This is a genomic window from Pantoea sp. X-Soil-ISGK-355, from assembly GCF_059730805.1.
This window is the reverse complement of record NZ_AP035971.1, coordinates 2962500-2983894: the sequence shown is the minus strand read 5'-3', so window position 1 is coordinate 2983894 and position 21395 is coordinate 2962500. Positions and strand designations below refer to the sequence as shown.

Below are 21395 nucleotides of genomic sequence, written 5' to 3'. Positions count from 1 at the left end.
TCGGCTTTTGCTGATTTCTGCATAAACTCTGCCGTCGTCTTATGCTTTTTTCGACTTTGAAATCATCAAACGATATATAAAACCGTTACTGGTTTTCACTGAGTTATAAATAAACTGATGCCTCAGCGGGTGAGATCCGCATCAAACTTTTTCAGGGTGCCAAATGACATTACAAGCGATGAGAAAAATCGTGAGCGGTATCGCGTTGTCGCTGAGCCTGGCCGGCGCAGCCAATGCCACTGAACTTCTTAATAGCTCATACGATGTGTCGCGGGAGCTGTTTGTTGCCCTGAATGCTCCGTTTGTTAAACAGTGGGATGCCAGTCACCCCGCGGATCCACTGACCATTAAGATGTCGCACGCCGGTTCATCGAAGCAGGCGCTGGCTATCCTGCAGGGCCTGCGCGCAGATGTGGTCACGTACAACCAGGTAACAGATGTGCAGGTGCTGCACGATAAAGGCAATCTCATTGCGGCAGACTGGAAAGGCCGCCTGCCGAACAACAGCTCGCCTTTCTATTCCACCATGGCGTTTCTGGTGCGCAAAGGGAACCCAAAGCAGATTCACGACTGGTCAGATTTGACCCGCAGCGATGTGAAGCTGATTTTCCCGAACCCGAAAACCTCGGGTAATGGCCGCTATACCTACCTGGCCGCCTGGGGCGCAACAGACAAAGCGGACGGCGGCGATCAGGCTAAAACCCGTGCCTTTATGACGCAGTTCCTGAAAAACGTGGAAGTATTTGATACCGGCGGTCGCGGCGCGACCACCACCTTTGCTGAGCGCGGCCTGGGCGACGTACTGATTAGCTTTGAGTCCGAAGTGAATAACATCCGCAACCAGTATGGTAAAGATGAATACGAAGTGGTGGTGCCGAAAACCAACATTCTGGCGGAGTTTCCGGTGGCATGGGTGGATAAGAACGTCGCGACAAATAAAACCGCTGATGCGGCCAGCGCCTACCTGAACTATCTCTACACGCCAGAAGCGCAGAATATTATTACTCACTACTATTATCGTGTGAATAACCCACAGCTGATGGCGGAGCAGAAAGATCGCTTCCCGCAGACCAGCCTGTTCCGGGTCGAAGATGCCTTTGGCGGCTGGGATAAGGTGATGCAGACGCATTTCGTCAGCGGCGGTGAGCTGGATAAATTGTTATCGGCGGGGCGTGGATAATGTTTGCTGCCAGCCAGAAACGCGTGTTGCCCGGCTTTGGTCTCAGCCTCGGCACCAGCCTGCTCTTTACCTGTCTGATCCTGCTGCTGCCGATCAGCGCGGTGATTATGCAGCTGTCGCAGATGACGCTGCAACAGTACTGGGATGTCGTGACCAACCCTCAGCTGGTGGCCGCCTATAAAGTGACGCTTCTCTCTGCCGGTGTCGCCTCCCTGTTTAACGCGGTGTTCGGCATGCTGATGGCATGGATCCTGACCCGCTATCGTTTTCCAGGCCGGACACTGCTGGATGGCCTGATGGATCTGCCGTTTGCATTGCCTACGGCGGTGGCGGGCCTGACCCTGGCCGGACTCTTTTCGGTTAACGGCTGGTACGGACAGTGGTTCGCTCAGTTCGACATCAAAATTTCTTACACCTGGATTGGTATCGCCATTGCCATGGCCTTTACCAGCATTCCGTTTGTGGTGCGTACCGTGCAGCCGGTGCTGGAAGAGTTAGGTCCGGAGTATGAAGAAGCCGCCGAAACGCTGGGTGCCACGCCGTGGCAGAGCTTCCGCCGCGTCGTGCTGCCGGAAGTGGCACCGGCGCTGCTGGCCGGTACGGCGCTCTCCTTTACCCGCAGCCTGGGTGAGTTTGGTGCGGTGATCTTTATTGCCGGTAACATCGCCTGGAAAACGGAAGTCACCTCGCTGATGATTTTTGTCCGGCTGCAGGAGTTCGACTATCCGGCAGCCAGCGCTATCGCCTCGGTGATCCTGGCGGCATCGCTGATTCTGCTATTCGCGATTAATACATTGCAGAGCCGCTTTGGCCGTCGTCTGGGAGGTCACTAATGGCTGAGGTTTCACAAATTAATCATGCTGCGCGTCAGCCTGTAAACTGGGGCAAGTGGCTGCTGATTAGTATCGGCACGCTGATCTCGATTCTGCTGCTGGTGGTGCCGATGGCCTCCATCTTCTGGGAAGCGCTGAATCAGGGGCTCATTGTCGCTCTCAGCAATCTGGCGGATCCGGACATGCTGCACGCCATCTGGCTGACCGTGATGGTGGCGCTGATCACCGTACCGGTTAACCTTGTGTTCGGCACGCTGCTCGCCTGGCTGGTGACGCGCTTTACCTTTCCGGGCCGGCAGTTGCTGCTGACCCTGTTTGATATTCCTTTTGCCGTGTCGCCCGTCGTAGCCGGTCTGATGTATCTGCTGTTCTGGGGCGTGAATGGCCCGGCAGGCGGCTGGCTGGATGCGCATAACATCCAGATTATGTTTGCCTGGCCTGGTATGGTGCTGGCGACGGTGTTTGTGACCTGTCCGTTTGTGGTGCGCGAACTGGTCCCGGTGATGCTGAGTCAGGGCAGTCATGAAGATGAAGCGGCGGTGCTGTTAGGCGCGTCAGGCTGGCAGATGTTCCGTCGTGTGACGCTGCCGAACATTCGCTGGGCGCTGCTGTATGGCATCGTCCTGACCAACGCCCGTGCGATTGGTGAATTTGGTGCGGTTTCGGTGGTATCGGGATCGATTCGCGGTGAAACCTACACATTACCGCTTCAGGTTGAATTGTTGCATCAGGACTACAACACCGTTGGCGCGTTCACCGCGGCCGCCCTGTTAACCCTGATGGCAATTGTGACGCTGTTTCTGAAAAGCATTGTGCAGTGGCGTTTAGAGCAACAGCACAAACGCCTGCAACAGGAGGGAAATCATGAGCATTGAGATTAACAAGATCAACAAGTCCTTTGGTCGCACCTCGGTGCTGAACGATATCTCTCTGGATATTGCCTCAGGTGAAATGGTGGCGCTGCTTGGCCCATCAGGCTCGGGTAAAACCACGCTGCTGCGCATTATTGCCGGGCTGGAGCATCAGAACAGCGGTCAGATCCGTTTTCATGGCAACGACGTCAGCCGCCTGCATGCGCGCGATCGTCAGGTTGGTTTCGTCTTCCAGCACTATGCGCTGTTCCGTCACATGACGGTGTTCGACAACATCGCCTTTGGCCTGACCGTGCTGCCGCGTCGCGAACGTCCTTCAGCGGCGGAGATCAAGCAGCGTGTGACCCGTCTGCTGGAGATGGTGCAGCTGGCCCATCTGGCAAACCGCTTTCCTGCACAGCTGTCGGGCGGTCAGAAGCAGCGTGTGGCGCTGGCGCGTGCATTAGCGGTTGAACCGCAGATTCTGCTGCTGGATGAACCTTTTGGCGCGCTGGATGCTCAGGTGCGTAAAGAGCTGCGCCGCTGGCTGCGTCAACTGCATGAAGAGATTAAATTCACCAGCGTGTTCGTGACCCACGATCAGGAAGAGGCGATGGAGGTCGCGGATCGCGTCGTGGTGATGAGTCAGGGAAATATTGAACAGGTTGGCACGCCAGATGATGTATGGCGCGATCCGGCGACCCGCTTTGTGCTGGAGTTCCTGGGTGAAGTGAATCGCTTTGATGGCGAAATTCAGGGATCGCAGTTCCACGTCGGCGCGCATCACTGGCCGCTGGGTTATACCTCAGCTCATCAGGGCGCGGTTGAGCTATTCCTGCGTCCGTGGGAAATCGATGTATCACGTCGCAGCAGCCTGGAAACGCCGCTGCCGGTGCAGGTGCTTGAAGTCAGCCCGCGTGGTCACTTCTGGCAGCTGGTGGTTCAGCCTGTCGGCTGGCAGAGCGAGCCGGTTTCGGTGGTGTTTGAAGGTGAGCAGACAGCCCCGATTCGCGGCGAGCGCCTGTTCGTCGGGTTGCAGCAGGCGCGCCTCTATAAAGGCGATACGCCGCTGCGTGCAGTTGCCTTTGCACAGAGCGCCTGATATTTTCTCATCCACAGCGGGCGGGAGTGTGACTCCCGCCTTTTTTTCGCCTCTCGTTTGTAAGATGCCAGGAACCGCACCGTGACGACTCTTGAAAACACCATCGGCAATACCCCGCTGATTAAGCTGCAGCGCCTGACGCCAGCTAACGGCAGTGAGGTCTGGCTCAAGCTGGAAGGCAATAATCCGGCGGGCTCGGTAAAAGATCGCGCGGCCTGGTCGATGATTAATCAGGCGGAGCTGCGCGGTGAACTTTCACCCGGCGATCAGCTGATTGAAGCAACCAGTGGGAATACCGGCATTGCGCTGGCGATGATCGCGGCGATGAAAGGCTACCGACTTCGCCTGCTGATGCCGGACAACATGAGTCAGGAGCGACAGGATGCGATGCGTGCTTATGGCGCAGAGCTGATTCTGGTGCCGCGACAGCAGGGCATGGAGGGTGCACGCGATCTGGCACTGGCGATGGCGGCGCGTGGTGAAGGCCGGGTGCTGGATCAGTTTAATAATCCCGATAACCCGCTGGGTCACTATCAGACTACCGGGCCGGAGTTGTGGCAGCAGTCGAACCAGCGCATGACCCATTTTATCTCCAGCATGGGTACCACCGGCACGATCACCGGCGTGGGACGTTACCTGAAAGAGCACAACACGGGCGTGCAGGTGATCGGTTTACAGCCGAGTGAAGGCAGCAGTATTCCGGGCATTCGTCGCTGGCCGCTGGCCTATCTTCCGGGGATCTACCGGCCCGACTTAGTGGATGATGTGATGGATATGACGCAGAAAGAAGCGGAAGAGACCATGCGGGCGCTGGCGCGCCGTGAAGGCATTTTCTGCGGTGTCAGCTCAGGCGGTGCGGTGGCGGGTGCACTGCGTATTGCGCAGGCGAACCCGGGCAGCGTCGTGGTAGCGATCGCCTGCGATCGCGGCGATCGTTATCTCTCGACCGGACTCTATCATCAGTAACCTCTGCTGATGCGGAAATCAAGCCTGTGCGCGCGTTTGCTGCCCACAGGCTTTTTTTTAGTCAGGATTTCCCGTGCCGGATAGACTGAATCTGTAAGGATCGCGTAAATCAGGCTGCGCGAATGCCCGGCACAGGACAAAATAGCGCCAATTCCAGTGAGAGATAACCATGAAAATTTTGCTTGTTGATGATGATGTCGAATTGGGCACGATGCTAAGCCAGTACCTGATCGCTGAAGGGTTCGATGCCCAGCTGGTGCTGACCGGCAGCGCCGGAATTCAGGGCGCGCTCTCTGGCGATTTCACTGCCATGATTCTGGATATTATGCTGCCCGACATGAGTGGCATCGATGTGTTGCGTCAGGTGCGCCAGAACAGCCGGATACCGGTGATCATGCTGACTGCCAAAGGCGATAATATTGATCGCGTGATCGGCCTTGAGATGGGGGCGGATGACTATATGCCTAAACCCTGTTATCCCCGTGAACTGGTCGCCCGCCTGCGCGCGGTATTGCGCCGTTTCGAGGAGCAGGTACCGCAGCCGGATGCCAAAGAGCCGCTGCGCTGGGGAGGCCTGACGCTTAATCCTGCCACCCGCATGAGTGAATGGCAGGGTAAAACATTTGATCTGACAGCATCAGAATTTAATCTGCTGGATTTGCTGCTGCGCGCGCCGGACAGGGTTGTGTCAAAAGATGAGCTCTCTGAAAAGGGGCTGGGCCGTCCGCGTGAAGCCTATGACCGCAGCGTTGATGTGCACATCAGCAACATCCGTCAGAAACTCAGCGCACTGACCGCTGACAGCATCAATATCGAAACTGTTCGCAGCATCGGTTACCGTATTCGATGAAACAGAGTTACCGCGGACGCATGTTCTGGAAGATCTTTATCGGCTTCTGGCTTGTTTTTATCATCATGAGCCAGCTTATCTGGCTCGGTTTTTCGCTCTCCGGTAAACGGCATGAACCGCCTGAAATTATGGCTATCCGTCGCATTGTGGATCTGCAGATGACCTCTGCTGCATCGGTACTGGAGCGGGGCGGGCCTGATGAGCTGAATGCGATGCTGTCGGACTGGGATGAAACTGATCGTCAGTTCTTTCACGTCACGCAGCAGACTAAACCGCTACAATCACAGGACAGCGGCAACCTGGATTTCAGGGGCCGTCTTCCTGAAGAGGTGGTGCGCCGGGTACACGGCGCGGATGGAAAAGAATATCAGCTGCGCTACGACCTGGATGGCATGCGCATGAACAGCAAACAGAACATGATGCCGCGGAAATTTCTGAATATCCCCGAGCCGATGTTTGTCTTCGCCGGGTCGGTGGGGTTGCTGTTCAGTCTGCTGCTGGCCTGGAATCTGACGCGGCCCATGCGTCAGTTGAGGGAGGGATTTTCCCGCGTCGCCGAGGGTGATTTAAGCGTGCGTCTGTTCCCGATTATGCGAAAGCGGCACGACGAGATTTCAAATGTCGCTGAAGCGTTTGATGCCATGGTTGAGCGGCTTGATACCCTGGTGCGCGCCCGTGAAGAGCTGCTGCACGATATCTCACATGAGCTTCGTTCACCACTGGCGCGGCTGCAACTGGCGACCGGACTCGCCAGACAGACGCCAGAAAGCGTAAACAGTTCGCTTGATCGCATTGATGAAGAGGCGCGGCGGCTGGACAAAATGATCGGTGAACTGCTGACGCTGTCGCGAGCTGAACATGAAAGCATCCCGGATGAGCAATATTTTGACCTGACCGGTTTGCTGGAGGCGGTCATCACCGATGTCCGCTATGAAGCACAGATCCCTGGTGTACAGGTGGAGTTAAAGGTTGACGAGCGGGGCGACTACACCGTGCGGGGCAATGCGGAGCTGATACGGCGCGGGATCGAGAACGTCTTACGCAACGCGCTGCGCTTCTCTTTGCCAGGGCAGCGGATTGAGGTCGGCTTACGCGCTGAACAGCAGTGGCTGGCGATTCAGGTACGCGATCAGGGGCCAGGTGTCGATGAGGAGAAACTCTCCAGCATTTTTGACCCGTTTGTGCGGGTAAATTCGCCGCTGATGGGTAAAGGTTATGGTCTGGGACTGGCTATTGTGCGTAAAGTGGTGCTGGCGCATCATGGTGAAGTTGAGGCGCGGAACCGGCCAGAGGGCGGACTTGAACTGACGCTGCGTCTGCCGCACTGGCAGCCCTGAAAACCTGTACCGCAGAAACGATAACGGCACCCGCAGGTGCCGTTATGTTATATACGAATGCTTACTTTTTGATGCGAATCACCGGCGTTTCGCCGACGGTGACCTGACCAGACAGCTTAATCAATTCCTTGATTTCATCCATGTTGGAGATGACAACCGGTGTCAGGGTTGATTTTGCTTTCTCTTCCAGCAACGGCAGATCGAACTCAATAACCACGTCGCCTTTTTTGACCTTCTGGCCTTCTTCAGCGATGCGTTTGAAGCCTTCACCTTTCAGTTCAACCGTATCGATACCAAAATGGACGAACAGCTCAATGCCGTTGTCTGATTCGATCGAAAAAGCGTGATTGGTTTCAAAAATCTTGCCGATAGTGCCATCAACAGGCGCAACCATTTTGTTGCCGCTGGGTTTGATCGCAATACCGTCGCCCACGATTTTTTCTGCAAACACCACATCTGGTACGTCTTCAATGTTCACGATTTCGCCCGACAGAGGCGCTACGATGTCGATTGTCCCAGCGCTATCCGTTTTTTCGCCAAAAAGTTTAGAAAACAAACCCATGATCTTCTCCTAAGCAGTAATTTGGGGCCAGCATCATGCAGGTTAGCAGAGCGTTTTTTCCTTAATGAACTTGTTAACCAGGTTCATTAAGTCTTCCGCTGTCGGTTGAGCCAGTGCCTGCTCTGCCAATGCCTTCGCATCTTCAAAATTAGTATTACGAATGATTTTTTTGATGCCAGGGATAGAAATGGCACTCATGCTGAACTCGTCCAGCCCCATTCCCAGTAACAGTAGTGTAGCACGTTCATCACCTGCCAGCTCACCACACATGCCGGTCCATTTACCTTCAGCGTGAGATGCATCAATGACTTGCTTGATTAAGTTAAGCACAGACGGCGTCATTGGGTTGTACAGGTGCGAGATCAAATCATTACCACGATCGACCGCCAGAGTATACTGCGTCAGATCGTTTGTCCCAATACTGAAGAAGTCGACTTCTTTCGCCAGATGATGGGCAATGACGGCTGAAGCCGGGGTCTCTACCATGATGCCGACTTCAATGCTTTCATCAAAGGCTTTACCTTCATCACGCAACTGCGCTTTCAGCAGTTCCAGTTCCGCTTTCAGGCTGCGTACTTCTTCAACCGAAATGATCATCGGGAACATGATGCGCAGTTTACCGAAGGAGGAGGCGCGCAGGATGGCACGCAGCTGTGCATGCAGAATCTCTTTGCGGTCCATCGCGATACGGATAGCACGCCAGCCGAGGAACGGGTTCTCTTCTTTTGGCAGGTTCATGTAAGGCAGATCTTTGTCACCGCCGATATCCATGGTGCGCACGATAACCGCCTGTGAGCCCATCGCTTCAGCAACGGCTTTATACGCCTGGAACTGCTCTTCTTCACTTGGGAGAGAGTCGCGATCCATGAACAGGAATTCGGTGCGGTAGAGACCTACGCCTTCCGCGCCGTTACGCTCCGCACCGGCGATATCGCGCACAGTACCGATGTTGGCACAGACTTCAACCTGATGGCCATCCAGCGTCACGGCTGGCAGATCTTTCAGCTTGGCTAATTCATGTTTTTCGGACAGATACTGATTCTGTACGGCTTTCAGTTCTTCCTGAATCGCTTCGGAAGGATTGACGTGAATCGCATTGTTAACGCCATCCAGGATCAGGAAATCGCCGTTTTTAACCGTGACGGTTACATTGCCGGTGCCGACAATGGCCGGGATTTCCAGCGAGCGCGCCATGATTGAGGTATGTGAGGTACGGCCGCCCAGATCAGTGATAAAGCCCAGCACCTTTTTCAGGTTCAGCTGTGCGGTTTCTGACGGCGTTAAATCTTTGGCCACCAGAATAGATTCGTCCGGAATAGCGCTCAGGTCGACGATGTGCAGACCGAGGATGTTTTGCAGCAGACGCTTACCGATGTCACGCACGTCAGCCGCACGCTCTTTCAGATATTCGTCATCTAATTCTTCCAGTGCTTTCGCCTGGCCATCAATGACCGAGTAAGCAGCAGCATCAGCGGTCGCGTGATCTTTTTTGATCAGGTCGATGATTTCCTGCTCCAGCTCTTCATCTTCCAGCAACATGATGTGGCCTTCGAAGATGGCTGCTTTCTCTTCACCGAGGGTTTCACCCGCTTTGACGCGAATCGCTTCCAGTTGTAATGCCGCTTTGCTGCGGCCATCGAGGAAGCGCTGAACTTCCTGCTCAACCTGATCATCAGAAATTTTCTTGCGGTTGATGACGATCTCGTCTTCTTTCAGCAGCAGTGCTTTGCCGAAAGCGATACCTGGTGATGCTAAAATGCCTGAAATCATAACGCTACCTTTTAATCACGATGGCTGATGGGACTCTTTGCGGTGCCATTGTCGCGGGACACGTACTCTACGAAAGCAATAACGCGGACAGGTTGTCCGCGATCAAGATGTTTGCACTCAATGGCGCAGAGGAGTCGATTGGCTGGCGAGCTGAGCGGAGATTACTCCAGTTCAGCCATCAGTTTGACCAGATGCTCAACTGCTTTCTGTTCGTCTTCACCTTCCGCGGAAAGAGTCACAACCGTTCCCTGGGTTAAACCCAGCGTCTGCAGTTTGAACAGGCTTTTCGCGCTCGCTGATTTGCCGTTAGAGGTCACGGTGATTTCTGACTGGAAAGCTTTGGCTTCTTTAACGAATTGCGCAGCTGGGCGAGTATGCAGACCGTTTGGTGCAGTAATGGTAACTTCTTGCTGGAACATTCTATTTCCCCAACGTTATCAGGATGAGTGTTATGGATCTAAAGTCTAGCCTGGAGCCTTCACTTTAGCCTGTGTAGGTGCGCGGGTATAGCTTCATGCTGACCAAAGACGCGCATGCGTCAAATCTACAATCCGTTGCGTCTCAAAACCGATTCTACACGTCACCGGTTAATTATGCCGTGATTCGCCGTTTCACTGAATCCGTAAATCGATTCAGCTTGATCCACTTCAAGCGCGGATTAATTTCAGGCATCGAAATAATTGGCAGTCTGAATACCAGATCGGCATCACTGAAATCAATCTGCCGGGTGATGAAAGTGAGATCTGCACCACAAAAAAGCACCCGGATGGGTGCTTTTTTCGACATTTTCAGACTATCGGCTCCGGCTACTGCAGCTCTTTTTCAGTGAAGAGATCGGCGAACAGCGCGGTACTCAGATAGCGTTCGCCAGAGGAGGGCAGAATCACCACGATGTTTTTGTTGGCGAAGGTTTCGTCTTCCTGCAGCTTCAGCGCGGCGGCGACAGCAGCACCGGATGAGATACCGGCCAGGATACCTTCTTCTTCCATCAGCCTGCGCGCCGTGCTGATCGCTTCTTCATTGGTAATGGCCACCACGCGGTCAACCAGGTTCAGTTCCAGATTGCCCGGAATAAAGCCGGCACCAATACCCTGAATTTTATGCGGGCCGGGTTTGATCTCTTCACCCGCCAGCGCCTGCGCAATCACTGGCGAATCGGTCGGCTCAACCGCGACAGTAATCAGATCTTTTTTGCCTTTGGTGTTTTTGATGTAGCGACTCACGCCGGTCAGCGTTCCGCCTGTGCCGACACCCGCAATAAAGACATCCACTTCGCCATCGGTATCTTCCCAGATTTCCGGGCCGGTGGTCTTTTCATGGATTTCCGGGTTAGCCGGGTTGCTGAACTGCTGCAGCAGCACATATTTGTCCGGGTCGCTGGCGACAATCTCTTCCGCTTTGCCGATGGCACCTTTCATGCCTTTAGCACCTTCGGTCAGAACCAGCTTCGCGCCCAGCGCTTTCAGCAGTTTACGACGTTCCACCGACATGGTTTCGGGCATGGTCAGCGTGAGTTTATAACCGCGCGCAGCGGCAACGTAGGCCAGGGCGATACCGGTGTTACCGCTGGTCGGTTCAACCAGCTCAATGCCGGGTTTCAGAATACCGCGTTTCTCTGCGTCCCAAATCATATTGGCACCGATACGACATTTGATGCTGAAGCTCGGGTTACGGGATTCAACTTTCGCAAGAATGCGGCCGTTACCGATGCGGTTCAGTCGAACCAGCGGCGTATGACCAATTGTCAAAGAGTTGTCTTCATAGATCTTACTCATAGCCTGCCCTTAACTGTATGAATTATTGGGAACCCTATGAGCATACCTGTTCTGCCAGGGGGCGGAAGGAAAGAAATCGTATATCTATATGTCCCCCGGCAATAAGCCCTGCAAAAAAGAGCATAAGGCGCGCTGATAAGTTTAACGCACCTCACTGCGCGCCAGCTGCGGTCGGTAGCGATCGACCCACATGGCGGTGGCACCGCAAACGGCAACCGGCATAATCACGAGGTTCAGAATCGGAATCATCGTGAACAGGCTGGTGAGTGCGCCAAACTGCATATTGGCTGTTTTGTGCCGACGCAGGGCGTTTCGCATCTGCTGAAACGGCACTTTGTGGTTGTCAAACGGATAGTCGCAATACTGGATGGATAACATCCAGGCACTGAACAGGAACCACAGCACCGGGGCAACCGTCTGACCAAAGCCAGGAATAAAGTAGAGCAGCAACAGTCCCAGCGCGCGGGGCAGGTAATAGCCCAGTTTTTGCATCTCGCGCTTCATGATGCGCGGCACATCTTTAAGCATTCCTGCCCAGCCGCTGTCGGGCAGAGGCTTACCGGTCAGGCGTCCTTCGAGCTGCTCGGCCAGCAGACCGCAGAAAGGGGCGGCAATCAGGTTTGCCAGCGTCGAGAAGAAGTAGCTGAACACCAACACAATCGCAATCACCGACAGCGGCCACAACAGATAGCTCAGCCACTGCAGCCAATCCGGAATATGGGCCATCAGGCGCGGGATCCAGTCACCGAGACGATAAAACAGCCAGACGAATGCGCCACCGAGCATGATCATGTTAATCAGCAGTGGCATCACTACAAAGCGGCGAATGCCAGGCAGACGGACCAGTTTCCAGCCCTGGCTAAAGTAGTGCATGCCGTTAAAATCTGAGACCGAATTCTCAAGGGCCATAAAGCCATTTCTCCTGAAAGTGTTGAGGCGCGCCCACTATAACCTGGCTTTTTTTCCAGTCCAGGTGCCGTTTGGGTAAAAAAACAGCGAAAAAGCGTGGGTTGCCTATCTTATTTGTCAGAAAATAGTGCACAGACTTGCACTTGTGTAGCAGGGCAAATACAGTTAGAGGATAAAGTTTGCCGCGGTGGCAAGGTATTGGAACAACAGAGAATACAATGATGCAGGATTTGCGTCTGATATTAATCGTTGTTGGCGCGATCGCCATTATAGCGCTCCTTCTTCACGGGCTGTGGACCAGCCGTAAAGAGCGTTCGTCAGTGTTCCGCGATCGCCCGCACAAACGTCTGAAACAACGTGAAGAACATGATGAGCAGGACCTGATTGACGACGAAGACGACGGCGTCGGCGAGGTTCGCGTTCGTTCTGATCGCAGCACACATCAGGAACCGCGATTCGATGAGATTCGTGAGCCACAGCCAGAAGCGCCGCGTAAGCAAGCGCCTGCTGAGCCTGTGCGTCAGCCTGCGCCACGACCCGCACCGCAACCTGAACCAGAAAGCGATCCGCTTTTCAACACGGCACCGCAGCCTGCTCCGCAGCCGCGCTCTGAACCGGCTCGTCAGCAGCCAGCGCCGACTTTTGTCGCGCCGCCAGTCCAGGCTGACCCGCTGCTGGATCTCGATCCGCTGGAATCTGTCCAGCCCGCTCCGCAGTACCAGGCTGAACCTGAGCCACAGCCAGAAGTGACACCGGCTCCCGCGCCTGCACAGCCTGCAGCGAAAGCGCCAGCGGAAAAACCGAAAGAAGCGGTACTGGTACTGCATGTTGCAGCCCATTCGGGCGGTGAGCTGAACGGTGAGGCATTACTGCAGGGTATCCTGCAGGCGGGCTTCCAGTTTGGTGAAATGAACATTTTCCATCGTCATCTGAGTCCAGCAGGCAGCGGGCCGGTTCTGTTCAGTCTGGCTAACATGGTTAAGCCGGGCTCGTTCAACCCTGACCTGATGACCGATTTCAGCACGCCAGGCATCTCTATCTTTATGATGGTGCCTTCTTATGGTGATGCGAATCAGAACTTCAAGCTGATGCTGCAGTCGGCACAGCGTATCGCTGACGACGTTGGCGGTGTCGTGCTGGATGATGAGCGTCGTATGATGACGCCGCAGAAGCTGGAAACCTACAAAGCGCGTATTCGCGATGTGGTTGGTGTCTGAGCTCTGCGCTAACCGCTATCTGAATTGTTAAAACAAACCCCCGCCTGTCGGGGGTTTTTTATCTGATGGGGCTATATGAAATCCGTCCAGGATCACATCACCGAACTGCGCACCACGTTGCGCCATCACGAATATCTCTATCACGTCATGGATGCGCCGGAAGTACCGGATGCTGAATACGATCGTCTGATGCGCGAACTGCGTCAACTGGAAGAGGACCATCCCGATCTCATCACCCCGGACTCGCCAACGCAACGTGTGGGCGCTGCGCCGCTGACGGTATTCGAGCAGGTCCGCCATGAGGTGCCGATGCTGTCGCTGGATAACGCCTTTGATGAAGCCACGTTCATGGCCTTCAACAAGCGGGTGCAGGATCGGCTGAAAAGCAGTGACGACATTACTTACTGCTGCGAACTCAAGCTTGATGGCGCTGCAGTCAGCCTGATGTATGAAAATGGCCTGCTGGTTCGGGCTGCGACGCGCGGTGACGGCACGACCGGCGAGAACATTACCGCCAATGTTCGTACCATTCGCGCTATCCCGCTACGGCTAAAAGGCGACAACATTCCGGCCCGGCTGGAAGTACGCGGCGAAATATTTATGACGCAGCGCGGCTTCGAAAAGCTGAATGAGGAAGCGCGACGCACTGACGGCAAAGTCTTTGCTAACCCGCGTAACGCAGCAGCAGGTTCTCTGCGTCAGCTTGATCCGCGCATTACCGCTAAACGTCCACTGACCTTCTTCTGCTACGGTTTTGGCCTGCTGGAAGGCGGGGAGATGCCGCACAGTCACATGGGGCGTCTGCAACAGTTCAAATCCTGGGGCCTGCCGGTTAGCGACCGCATTAAGCTGGTGCATAACGCCGAAGAGGCCCTGGCCTTCTATCGAGATATTGAGCAACAGCGTCCGAACCTGGGTTTTGATATTGATGGTGTCGTAATCAAAGTAGATTCACAGGCTCTGCAGGAGCAGTTGGGGTTTGTTGCGCGCGCGCCGCGCTGGGCGATTGCTTTTAAATTCCCGGCACAGGAACAGCTGACCTGGGTACGTGACGTCGAATTTCAGGTTGGCCGCACGGGTGCGATCACACCGGTGGCTCGCCTTGAGCCGGTGCAAGTCGCAGGCGTTATCGTCAGCAATGCCACGCTGCATAATGCGGATGAAATTGAGCGGCTGGGATTACGCATCGGAGATCGGGTCGTGATTCGCCGCGCCGGTGATGTAATCCCGCAGGTGGTCAACGTGGTGATTGCTGAGCGCCCTGAAGAGACGCGTGAAGTGGTCTTTCCTGCCCATTGCCCGGTCTGTGGTTCCGAGGTGGAGCGGGTCGAAGGGGAGTCGGTCACGCGCTGCACCGGCGGTCTGATCTGCGGTGCGCAACGCAAAGAGGCACTGAAGCATTTTGTCTCGCGTCGGGCGCTGGATGTTGACGGTATGGGCGATAAGATTATCGACCAGCTGGTGGAGAAAGAGTACGTCAATACGCCCGCCGATCTGTTCCGTCTTACGGCGGGCAAGCTGACCGGACTGGATCGCATGGGGCCGAAATCGGCGCAAAACGTTGTCGATGCGCTGGAGAAAGCGAAGTCGACCACGCTGGCTCGTTTTCTCTATGCGCTGGGCATTCGCGAAGTGGGTGAAGCCACCGCCGCCAATCTGGCTAACCATTTTGGTGAGCTGCAAAAAGTGATGGATGCCGACCTTGAGGCGCTGATTGCCGTGCCGGATGTCGGCAAAGTCGTTGCCGCACACGTGCGTAACTTCATGGAAGAGGAGAGCAACCGTGAGGTTATCCGTCAGCTGACCGAAGAGATTGGCATTCACTGGCCGCAGGTGGTGGTGGTGAAAGCCGAAGAGATCGACAGTCCGTTCGCCGGAAAAACCGTGGTGCTGACCGGTTCGCTGTCGCAGATGAACCGCGATGATGCCAAAGCGCAGCTTATCGCGCTGGGTGCAAAAGTCAGCGGCAGCGTATCGAAGAAAACCGATCTGCTGATTGCCGGTGAAGCGGCCGGTTCAAAGCTGGCGAAAGCACAGGAGCTGGGCATTGAAGTGATTGATGAAGCGGAAATGATCCGTCTGCTGGGTGCCTGAGATGGATGAACATCAGCTGGTGGCGATAGCCAATACGCCTATGCCGTTTGGCAAATATAAAGGGCGGATGCTGATCGATCTGCCTGAGCCTTACCTGCTGTGGTTTGCCCGCAGTGGCGACTTCCCGTCCGGGTTGCTGGGGGATTTGATGCAACTGACCCTGACGATAAAAATAGAAGGTCTGGAGGGATTAGTTAAACCGCTCCAGACCCGTAAGTAATCGTGCCCGCGCAGGCGGGCAATGGTTTTACTTCTGTGACTCCATCACCGAATCCTTAACCTTCAGAACCTGCTGTTTCTCATTGGTCCTCTTGTAGCGTCCGGCGATAAACGAGCAGACCATCAGCTGTACCTGATGGAAAATCATCAGCGGCAGCACAATAATTCCCACGGTACTGGCCGGGAACAAAATGTTCGCCATCGGCACGCCATTCGCCAGACTCTTCTTCGAACCACAAAATAGCACCACAATCTCATCGGCGCGTTTAAAGCGGAACAGGCGCGAGGCCAGCAGGTTGATAATCAGCACGGCAGTCAGCAGGATGATGGACCCCGCCACAATCCACAGCAGCGTAATCAGGCCAACGCGATGCCAGATGCCGTTCACCACGGCTTCACTGAAGGCGGAATAGACTACCAGCAGAATCGAAGTCTGGTCAGTTTTACCAATCAGGCTGCGGTGTTTCTCAATCCAGCCACCAATCCAGCGACGGGAGAGGTGACCCAGAATGAAAGGCACCATCAGTTGCAACATAATCTTGCCGATCTGCTCCAGACCATCACTCGGGGCGCTGCTGTGAATATCCATCACCAGGTTCACCAGCAACGGCGAAATAAACACACCCAGCAGGCTCGACGCCGAGGCGCTACATACCGCTGCTGCGACGTTACCGCCCGCCATTGAGGTAAATGCGATGGCAGACTGGACGGTAGCCGGCAGGATACAAAGGTAGATAAAGCCGGTATAAATTTCCGGACCGACATCAACCGGATGCCACCACACCAGCAGCAGACCCAGCGCCGGAAACAGCACGAAGGTGCTGAACATAATCCACAGATGCAGTTGCCAGTGACTGCTGCCTGCGATGATCTTTTCACGCGAAAGTTTGGCACCGTGCATAAAGAACAACAGCGCTATCGCTGCCGTCGCAAGGTAGCTGAAGATATCGACGTAGATTCCTTTCGCTGGCAGGAAGGAGGCCAGCAGCACGGTGATGATGAGTTTAATCATCATCGGATCGAGTTTTAAAAAGCCCATTGTTAAAATCCGGTAAATTTTTCAATAGCGCGATTGTGCGACAAGTAGTTTTAGAAATAAAATTGATTTATTGAATTAATCTATGAGCAAAATTGATGAATTACACCCTGCGTCAGCTTCGTACCTTTATTGCGGTGGCCCACTACGGTGGTTTCAGTCAGGCAGGGCAGGCGATAGGTCTGAGTCAGTCGGCGGTGAGCCACAGTATTAAAGAGCTGGAGGCGGAAACCGGCGTGCGGTTGCTGGATCGCACCACGCGTGAGGTGATGCTGACGGAGGCGGGCAAACAGCTGGCATCACGCATGGAGCGCCTGCTGGAGGAGGTTCATACCACATTGCTGGATATCCGCAGTTTTGGCGAGCAGCGCAGTGGCACCGTCAGAGTCGCCGCCAGCCAGACTATTTCCGCGCACCTGATGCCGCAATGTCTTGCCGCCAGTCAGCACCATTTCCCCGATATCAAAGTCATCCTGCACGATCGCGCCCAGCAATGGGTGCTGCAAAGTGTGCGTAACGCCGAAGTCGATTTCGGAATCGTGATTGGGCCACTCAGCGACAGCGATTTCGATAGCATTGCGATTCTGGATGAGCCTTTCCTGCTGTTATGTCGCGAGGATGATCCGCTGGCGAAGGTGGAAAGGGCTGAATGGGCGATGCTGGATGGCCGCACCATGGTATTGCAGGATTACGCGTCCGGCAGTCGGGTTTTGATTGATGCGGCAATGCAGCAGCAGAATATCAGGGCTGAAGTCGTGCAGGAGATTGGTCATCCCGCCACGCTGTTCCCGATGGTACAGGTGGGAATCGGCATCAGTATTCTGCCCGCGCTGGCGTTACCCTTACCGGCGGATCGCGCACTCACGGTGCGGCGTCTCTATCCGGAAATCAATCGTAGCCTGACGCTAATCAAACGGAAAAACCGTTCGCTGACGCCTGCCGCAGAAGCCATATGGCAGGAAGTGCGCCAGCAGGCGGCGCTGCTGGCGCAACAACGCGCGGTTAAACCGGCATTTTAAATATAAACATCAACTTTGTTAGTATCGGTAGGGCGGTTAATCCCGTCCGCTTTGATCTCACTGGCGGGCGCACTGTCACTTTTTGGCTGATCCTGCTCAGCCTGTTTCTGTTCCAGCTGCGCAATCTGTGCCTGCAGCATGGTGATTTGTGACTGGTACATCTGCTGCATCTCAGACTTCTGTTCGTCAGTCAGTTCTTTATTGTCAGCCAGCTCCTTAACCTGCGTTAACACACCCTGAATCTGTTTATTCAGCGCAGCGACCTGCGAGGCCACACTGCCGTTGCCGCTGTCACCATTACTGACCGCACCGCTTAAAATTCCGGAAATTGAAGACATCATTTTCTCCCTGTAAGTCGTCACATACGTTATCGGCACGCTGCGAAACGACTTGAGAGCTGAAATTGTTAAGGTTGCGAAAAGGTGAGAGCTTATCGGTTACGCCAATGTCAGTGCAGCAGAAAAAAACAGGCAGCAGAAAGGGCTAACAGACAGCAGATAAGTTTAAAGCGAGGGGAGCGCAGGCCTGTAGCAAAGCATCGCGGGACAGGGACAAAACGCCGGGAGCGTTTTTGAACAACGCAAAGCGTTGGCCCGTCTGCGGGCGCACCTCAGGGATGAGGTGCGTAATCGCCCGCGCTGAGCCTGCCATGGATGGCGTTTTTGCGTCTTTGCGAAAGGCCTGTGCTCCCTGAGCCAGCACGCTTTTTAAAGACTGAAGTCGCAGAAAAGGGCAGCTCAGATTTAAGTCATGCTTAAGTCAGTGCAGCAGAAACGAAAAAAGCGCCTGAAAGGCGCTTTATTCTGAATTGGTGGGTCGTGCAGGATAGCCTCGGCCCATCCGGGCCTCGCCCTCCGGGTGATGCTGTCGCATCAGCCTGAATCGCATAGCGATTCAGTCGAACCTGCAGCAGGTTCTCATCCTGCACGGTAAAAAGTCCGTGCCCCGGAAACGAAAAAAGCGCCTTAAAGGCGCTTTATTCTGAATTGGTGGGTTCTGCAGGATAGCCTCGGCCCATCCGGGCCTCGCCCTCCGGGTGATGCTGTCGCATCAGCCTGAATCGCATAGCGATTCAGTCGAACCTGCAGCAGGTTCTCATCCTGCACGGTAAAGTCCGTGCCCCGGAAACGAAAAAAGCGCCTTAAAGGCGCTTTATTCTGAATTGGTGGGTCGTGCAGGATTCGAACCTGCGACCAATTGATTAAAAGTCAACTGCTCTACCAACTGAGCTAACGACCCGAAGTGGTGGGTGATGACGGGTTCGAACCGCCGACCCCCTCCTTGTAAGGGAGATGCTCTACCAACTGAGCTAATCACCCACTTCGTACTTCGATACTGCTAACAGGCAAGATATGGTGGGTGATGACGGGTTCGAACCGCCGACCCCCTCCTTGTAAGGGAGATGCTCTACCAACTGAGCTAATCACCCATATCTTCATACCTGTTCACTGCGGGCACCCTGTTAAGAGTGGTGGGTGATGACGGGTTCGAACCGCCGACCCCCTCCTTGTAAGGGAGATGCTCTACCAACTGAGCTAATCACCCCCGCTGTGTGGAGTCGCATTATAGGGATAGTTGATTTTGAGTCAACGCTTTTTAAAACATAAATGTGCGTTCGGTTTATTTTTAAACATCCTGTCGCGCTTTTAGTCAATGTGCTGGTTTTACTGGCAGAAAAGCCCCTTTTCCCGGAAGGCAACCTGCGGCCACGCATTGAGGATTCACCGTCAGATGCTAGAATGTGCCCACTGTTTTTTCGCGTCTAACCTGTTTTTTGTCATCCAGACAGAGAACCCGCGCATCTAAGGCAATACTCAATGAAAATCAAAACACGCTTCGCGCCCAGCCCGACCGGCTACCTGCATGTTGGTGGCGCCCGTACCGCACTTTATTCCTGGCTCTTTGCGCGTCATAACCAGGGCGAGTTCGTGCTGCGCATTGAAGATACCGATCTGGAGCGCTCCACGCCGGAAGCTATCGAAGCCATCATGGATGGCATGAACTGGCTCAGCCTGGACTGGAATGAAGGCCCTTACTACCAGACTAAGCGTTTTGATCGCTACAACGCGGTCATTGATGAAATGCTGGAAGCGGGCACGGCATACAAATGCTACTGTTCTAAAGAGCGTCTGGAAGCCCTGCGTGAAGAGCAGATGGCCAACAACGAAAAGCCGCGTTACGACGGCCGCTGCCGTGACAGCCATGAACATCATGCCGATGATGAGCCGTGCGTTGTGCGTTTCCGCAATCCACAGGACGGTTCGGTCATCTTTGACGACCAGATTCGCGGCCCGATCGAGTTCAGCAACCAGGAACTCGATGATCTGATTATCCGCCGCACCGATGGTTCCCCCACCTATAACTTCTGCGTCGTGGTAGATGACTGGGATATGGGCATCACGCATGTTATTCGCGGTGAAGACCACATCAACAACACACCACGTCAGATCAATATCCTTAAAGCGATTGGCGCGCAGGTTCCGGTCTATGCCCACGTCTCAATGATCCTGGGCGACGATGGCAAAAAGCTCTCCAAGCGTCATGGCGCAGTAGGGGTGATGCAGTATCGGGATGATGGCTACCTGCCGGAAGCGCTGCTCAACTATCTGGTTCGTCTGGGCTGGTCGCATGGCGATCAGGAAATTTTCAGCGTGCCTGAAATGACTGAGCTGTTTACTCTGGACGCCGTCAGTAAGTCTGCCAGTGCGTTCAACACTGAGAAACTGCAGTGGCTGAATCATCACTACATCAATACGCTGCCGCCAGAATATGTGGCGACGCATCTGCAGTGGCATATTGAAGAGCAGAAAATTGATACCCGTACCGGGCCGGAACTGGCGAAACTGGTTAGCCTGCTGGGCGAGCGCTGCAAAACGCTGAAGGAGATGGCGGCGTCCTGTCGCTACTTCTATGAAGACTTTGCAGAGTTTGATGCCGATGCCGCGAAGAAACATCTTCGTCCGGTGGCGCGTCAGCCGCTGGAAGTCGTGCGCGATAAGCTGGCCGCAATCACTGAATGGAACGCTGAAAACGTCCATCAGGCGATTCAGAGCACCGCAGATGAGCTGGACGTGGGGATGGGTAAAGTCGGCATGCCGCTGCGTGTGGCGGTAACCGGCGCCGGTCAGTCACCGGGTCTGGACGTCACTGTTGCAGCGATTGGCCGCAGCCGCAGTGTGGCACGTATTGAGCAGGCTCTGGCCTTTATCAGTGAGCGTGAAGCACAGGCTTAATAAACACAGCCGGAAGCATCACGCTTCCGGTTTCTTTACTCTTCACCAATTCCCAGACGCTGCATAACGCCCTTAATCCCTTCACGTAAGATTAATGCGGTGAACTGATCCTGTTCATCCTGACTCATTTGCTGGATGGAACTTATCAATAACGCAGGTAAAGAATTAGCCACTGCACCATAGGTCGCTGGGGGCTCGTTGAGATTGCGTGTTGACTGAATAAAACTTTTTACGCGTTCATCAATATGAATCAGACGTGCCTTACCGCCTTGTACACCGGGCTTTGGCGTGGTTGTCCAGTTCTCTCGCTTGATCCATTTGTTCACCGTTTGCCGACTGTAACCCGTTTCTGCAGCCAGCTCTTCGGGAGTAAGCCATTCCTTTTTCACGATGCTGTCCCTGTTAAATACATTAGCGGTACATATTACAGCAAAACGTAACG

General features: G+C 54.6%; 21 protein-coding genes, 4 tRNA genes and 2 other RNA genes. 12 read left to right on the top strand and 15 right to left on the bottom strand.

Features of this window, described 5'->3' with window-relative positions; all coding sequences use genetic code 11:
* The first annotated feature begins 163 nt into the window (after nt 1–163).
* From AC6I8J_RS13670 to AC6I8J_RS13640, 7 genes are all read left to right on the top strand, one after another.
* The gene (locus AC6I8J_RS13670) at nt 164–1180 is read left to right on the top strand and encodes a sulfate ABC transporter substrate-binding protein (protein ID WP_161735132.1); all 1017 of its coding nucleotides are present in this window, start codon (nt 164–166) and stop codon (nt 1178–1180) included.
* Complete coding sequence (cysT, locus tag AC6I8J_RS13665) at nt 1180–2013, top strand: sulfate/thiosulfate ABC transporter permease CysT (protein WP_161735129.1); 834 nt, start codon at nt 1180–1182, stop codon at nt 2011–2013. The genes AC6I8J_RS13670 and cysT overlap by 1 nt, the downstream gene beginning before the upstream one ends.
* On the top strand, nt 2013–2888 hold the full coding sequence (cysW, locus tag AC6I8J_RS13660; RefSeq protein ID WP_161735126.1) for a sulfate/thiosulfate ABC transporter permease CysW: 876 nt from the start codon (nt 2013–2015) through the stop codon (nt 2886–2888). The genes cysT and cysW overlap by 1 nt, the downstream gene beginning before the upstream one ends.
* A complete protein-coding gene (gene cysA / locus AC6I8J_RS13655) occupies nt 2878–3966 on the top strand; it encodes a sulfate/thiosulfate ABC transporter ATP-binding protein CysA (protein WP_161735123.1) in 1089 nt (362 codons plus the stop codon). The genes cysW and cysA overlap by 11 nt, the downstream gene beginning before the upstream one ends.
* Before the next feature lie 81 nt (nt 3967–4047).
* Complete coding sequence (gene cysM / locus AC6I8J_RS13650; RefSeq protein ID WP_260059573.1) at nt 4048–4932, top strand: cysteine synthase CysM; 885 nt, start codon at nt 4048–4050, stop codon at nt 4930–4932.
* Nucleotides 4933–5101: 169 nt separating this feature from the next.
* Complete coding sequence (locus AC6I8J_RS13645) at nt 5102–5782, top strand: response regulator transcription factor (RefSeq protein WP_161735117.1); 681 nt, start codon at nt 5102–5104, stop codon at nt 5780–5782.
* Entirely contained in the window at nt 5779–7119 is a 1341-nt protein-coding gene (locus AC6I8J_RS13640) for an ATP-binding protein (protein ID WP_260059574.1), read from the top strand. Before AC6I8J_RS13645 ends, AC6I8J_RS13640 begins: the two co-directional genes overlap by 4 nt.
* Before the next feature lie 61 nt (nt 7120–7180).
* Here AC6I8J_RS13640 and crr read toward each other — a convergent pair whose 3' ends face one another.
* The 6 genes from crr to cysZ form a co-directional block, all read right to left on the bottom strand.
* Nucleotides 7181–7681 carry a PTS glucose transporter subunit IIA gene (gene crr, locus AC6I8J_RS13635; RefSeq protein WP_069728735.1) on the bottom strand — a complete coding sequence of 167 codons (501 nt, stop codon included), beginning with the start codon at nt 7679–7681 and terminating at the stop codon, nt 7181–7183.
* A gap of 42 nt (nt 7682–7723) precedes the next feature.
* Complete coding sequence (gene ptsI / locus AC6I8J_RS13630; RefSeq protein WP_161735111.1) at nt 7724–9451, bottom strand: phosphoenolpyruvate-protein phosphotransferase PtsI; 1728 nt, start codon at nt 9449–9451, stop codon at nt 7724–7726.
* A 161-nt stretch (nt 9452–9612) separates the two neighbouring features.
* Nucleotides 9613–9870 carry a phosphocarrier protein Hpr gene (gene ptsH, locus AC6I8J_RS13625; protein ID WP_003848868.1) on the bottom strand — a complete coding sequence of 86 codons (258 nt, stop codon included), beginning with the start codon at nt 9868–9870 and terminating at the stop codon, nt 9613–9615.
* A 172-nt stretch (nt 9871–10042) separates the two neighbouring features.
* A complete protein-coding gene (locus tag AC6I8J_RS13620) occupies nt 10043–10237 on the bottom strand; it encodes a hypothetical protein (RefSeq protein ID WP_150012489.1) in 195 nt (64 codons plus the stop codon).
* 20 nt (nt 10238–10257) lie between these two features.
* Nucleotides 10258–11226, bottom strand: coding sequence for a cysteine synthase A (gene cysK, locus AC6I8J_RS13615; protein ID WP_033733457.1), 969 nt, complete (start codon nt 11224–11226; stop codon nt 10258–10260).
* 141 nt (nt 11227–11367) lie between these two features.
* Nucleotides 11368–12135, bottom strand: a complete 768-nt coding sequence (cysZ, locus tag AC6I8J_RS13610) for a sulfate transporter CysZ (RefSeq protein WP_161735108.1) — start codon at nt 12133–12135, stop codon at nt 11368–11370.
* A gap of 218 nt (nt 12136–12353) precedes the next feature.
* On the opposite strand from cysZ, the gene zipA reads away from it, so the two are divergent.
* From zipA to AC6I8J_RS13595, 3 genes are all read left to right on the top strand, one after another.
* Nucleotides 12354–13352 carry a cell division protein ZipA gene (gene zipA, locus AC6I8J_RS13605; RefSeq protein WP_222925155.1) on the top strand — a complete coding sequence of 333 codons (999 nt, stop codon included), beginning with the start codon at nt 12354–12356 and terminating at the stop codon, nt 13350–13352.
* 75 nt (nt 13353–13427) lie between these two features.
* A complete protein-coding gene (ligA, locus tag AC6I8J_RS13600) occupies nt 13428–15446 on the top strand; it encodes an NAD-dependent DNA ligase LigA (protein WP_161735102.1) in 2019 nt (672 codons plus the stop codon).
* Nucleotide 15447: 1 nt separating this feature from the next.
* Complete coding sequence (locus AC6I8J_RS13595) at nt 15448–15666, top strand: DUF3820 family protein (protein ID WP_003848878.1); 219 nt, start codon at nt 15448–15450, stop codon at nt 15664–15666.
* Between the two features lie 27 nt (nt 15667–15693).
* On the opposite strand, the gene AC6I8J_RS13590 is transcribed toward AC6I8J_RS13595, so the two are convergent.
* Nucleotides 15694–16704: a bile acid:sodium symporter family protein gene (locus AC6I8J_RS13590; protein ID WP_161735099.1), complete on the bottom strand. Its 1011-nt coding sequence runs from the start codon at nt 16702–16704 to the stop codon at nt 15694–15696.
* A 95-nt stretch (nt 16705–16799) separates the two neighbouring features.
* On the opposite strand from AC6I8J_RS13590, the gene AC6I8J_RS13585 reads away from it, so the two are divergent.
* Nucleotides 16800–17720, top strand: a complete 921-nt coding sequence (locus AC6I8J_RS13585) for a LysR family transcriptional regulator (protein ID WP_253419582.1) — start codon at nt 16800–16802, stop codon at nt 17718–17720.
* Here the strand turns inward: AC6I8J_RS13585 and AC6I8J_RS13580 are convergent.
* From AC6I8J_RS13580 to AC6I8J_RS13550, 7 genes are all read right to left on the bottom strand, one after another.
* Nucleotides 17717–18058 (bottom strand): FlxA-like family protein, encoded by a 342-nt coding sequence (locus AC6I8J_RS13580; protein WP_222925460.1) that lies wholly within the window; start codon nt 18056–18058, stop codon nt 17717–17719. The two genes, AC6I8J_RS13585 and AC6I8J_RS13580, sit on opposite strands and share 4 nt — an antisense overlap.
* A gap of 471 nt (nt 18059–18529) precedes the next feature.
* Nucleotides 18530–18662: non-coding RNA, RtT sRNA (locus tag AC6I8J_RS13575), on the bottom strand.
* Nucleotides 18663–18707: 45 nt separating this feature from the next.
* Nucleotides 18708–18840, bottom strand: a non-coding RNA gene (locus AC6I8J_RS13570) — RtT sRNA.
* Between the two features lie 43 nt (nt 18841–18883).
* Nucleotides 18884–18959 (bottom strand) — tRNA-Lys (locus AC6I8J_RS13565).
* Between the two features lie 4 nt (nt 18960–18963).
* Nucleotides 18964–19039 (bottom strand) — tRNA-Val (locus tag AC6I8J_RS13560).
* 34 nt (nt 19040–19073) lie between these two features.
* Nucleotides 19074–19149 (bottom strand) — tRNA-Val (locus AC6I8J_RS13555).
* A gap of 40 nt (nt 19150–19189) precedes the next feature.
* Nucleotides 19190–19265, bottom strand: a tRNA-Val gene (locus AC6I8J_RS13550).
* A gap of 272 nt (nt 19266–19537) precedes the next feature.
* On the opposite strand from AC6I8J_RS13550, the gene gltX reads away from it, so the two are divergent.
* A complete protein-coding gene (gene gltX, locus AC6I8J_RS13545; protein ID WP_161735093.1) occupies nt 19538–20953 on the top strand; it encodes a glutamate--tRNA ligase in 1416 nt (471 codons plus the stop codon).
* A 35-nt stretch (nt 20954–20988) separates the two neighbouring features.
* On the opposite strand, the gene AC6I8J_RS13540 is transcribed toward gltX, so the two are convergent.
* Nucleotides 20989–21342, bottom strand: coding sequence for a YfeC-like transcriptional regulator (locus AC6I8J_RS13540; protein WP_161735090.1), 354 nt, complete (start codon nt 21340–21342; stop codon nt 20989–20991).
* Between the last annotated feature and the right edge of the window lie 53 nt (nt 21343–21395).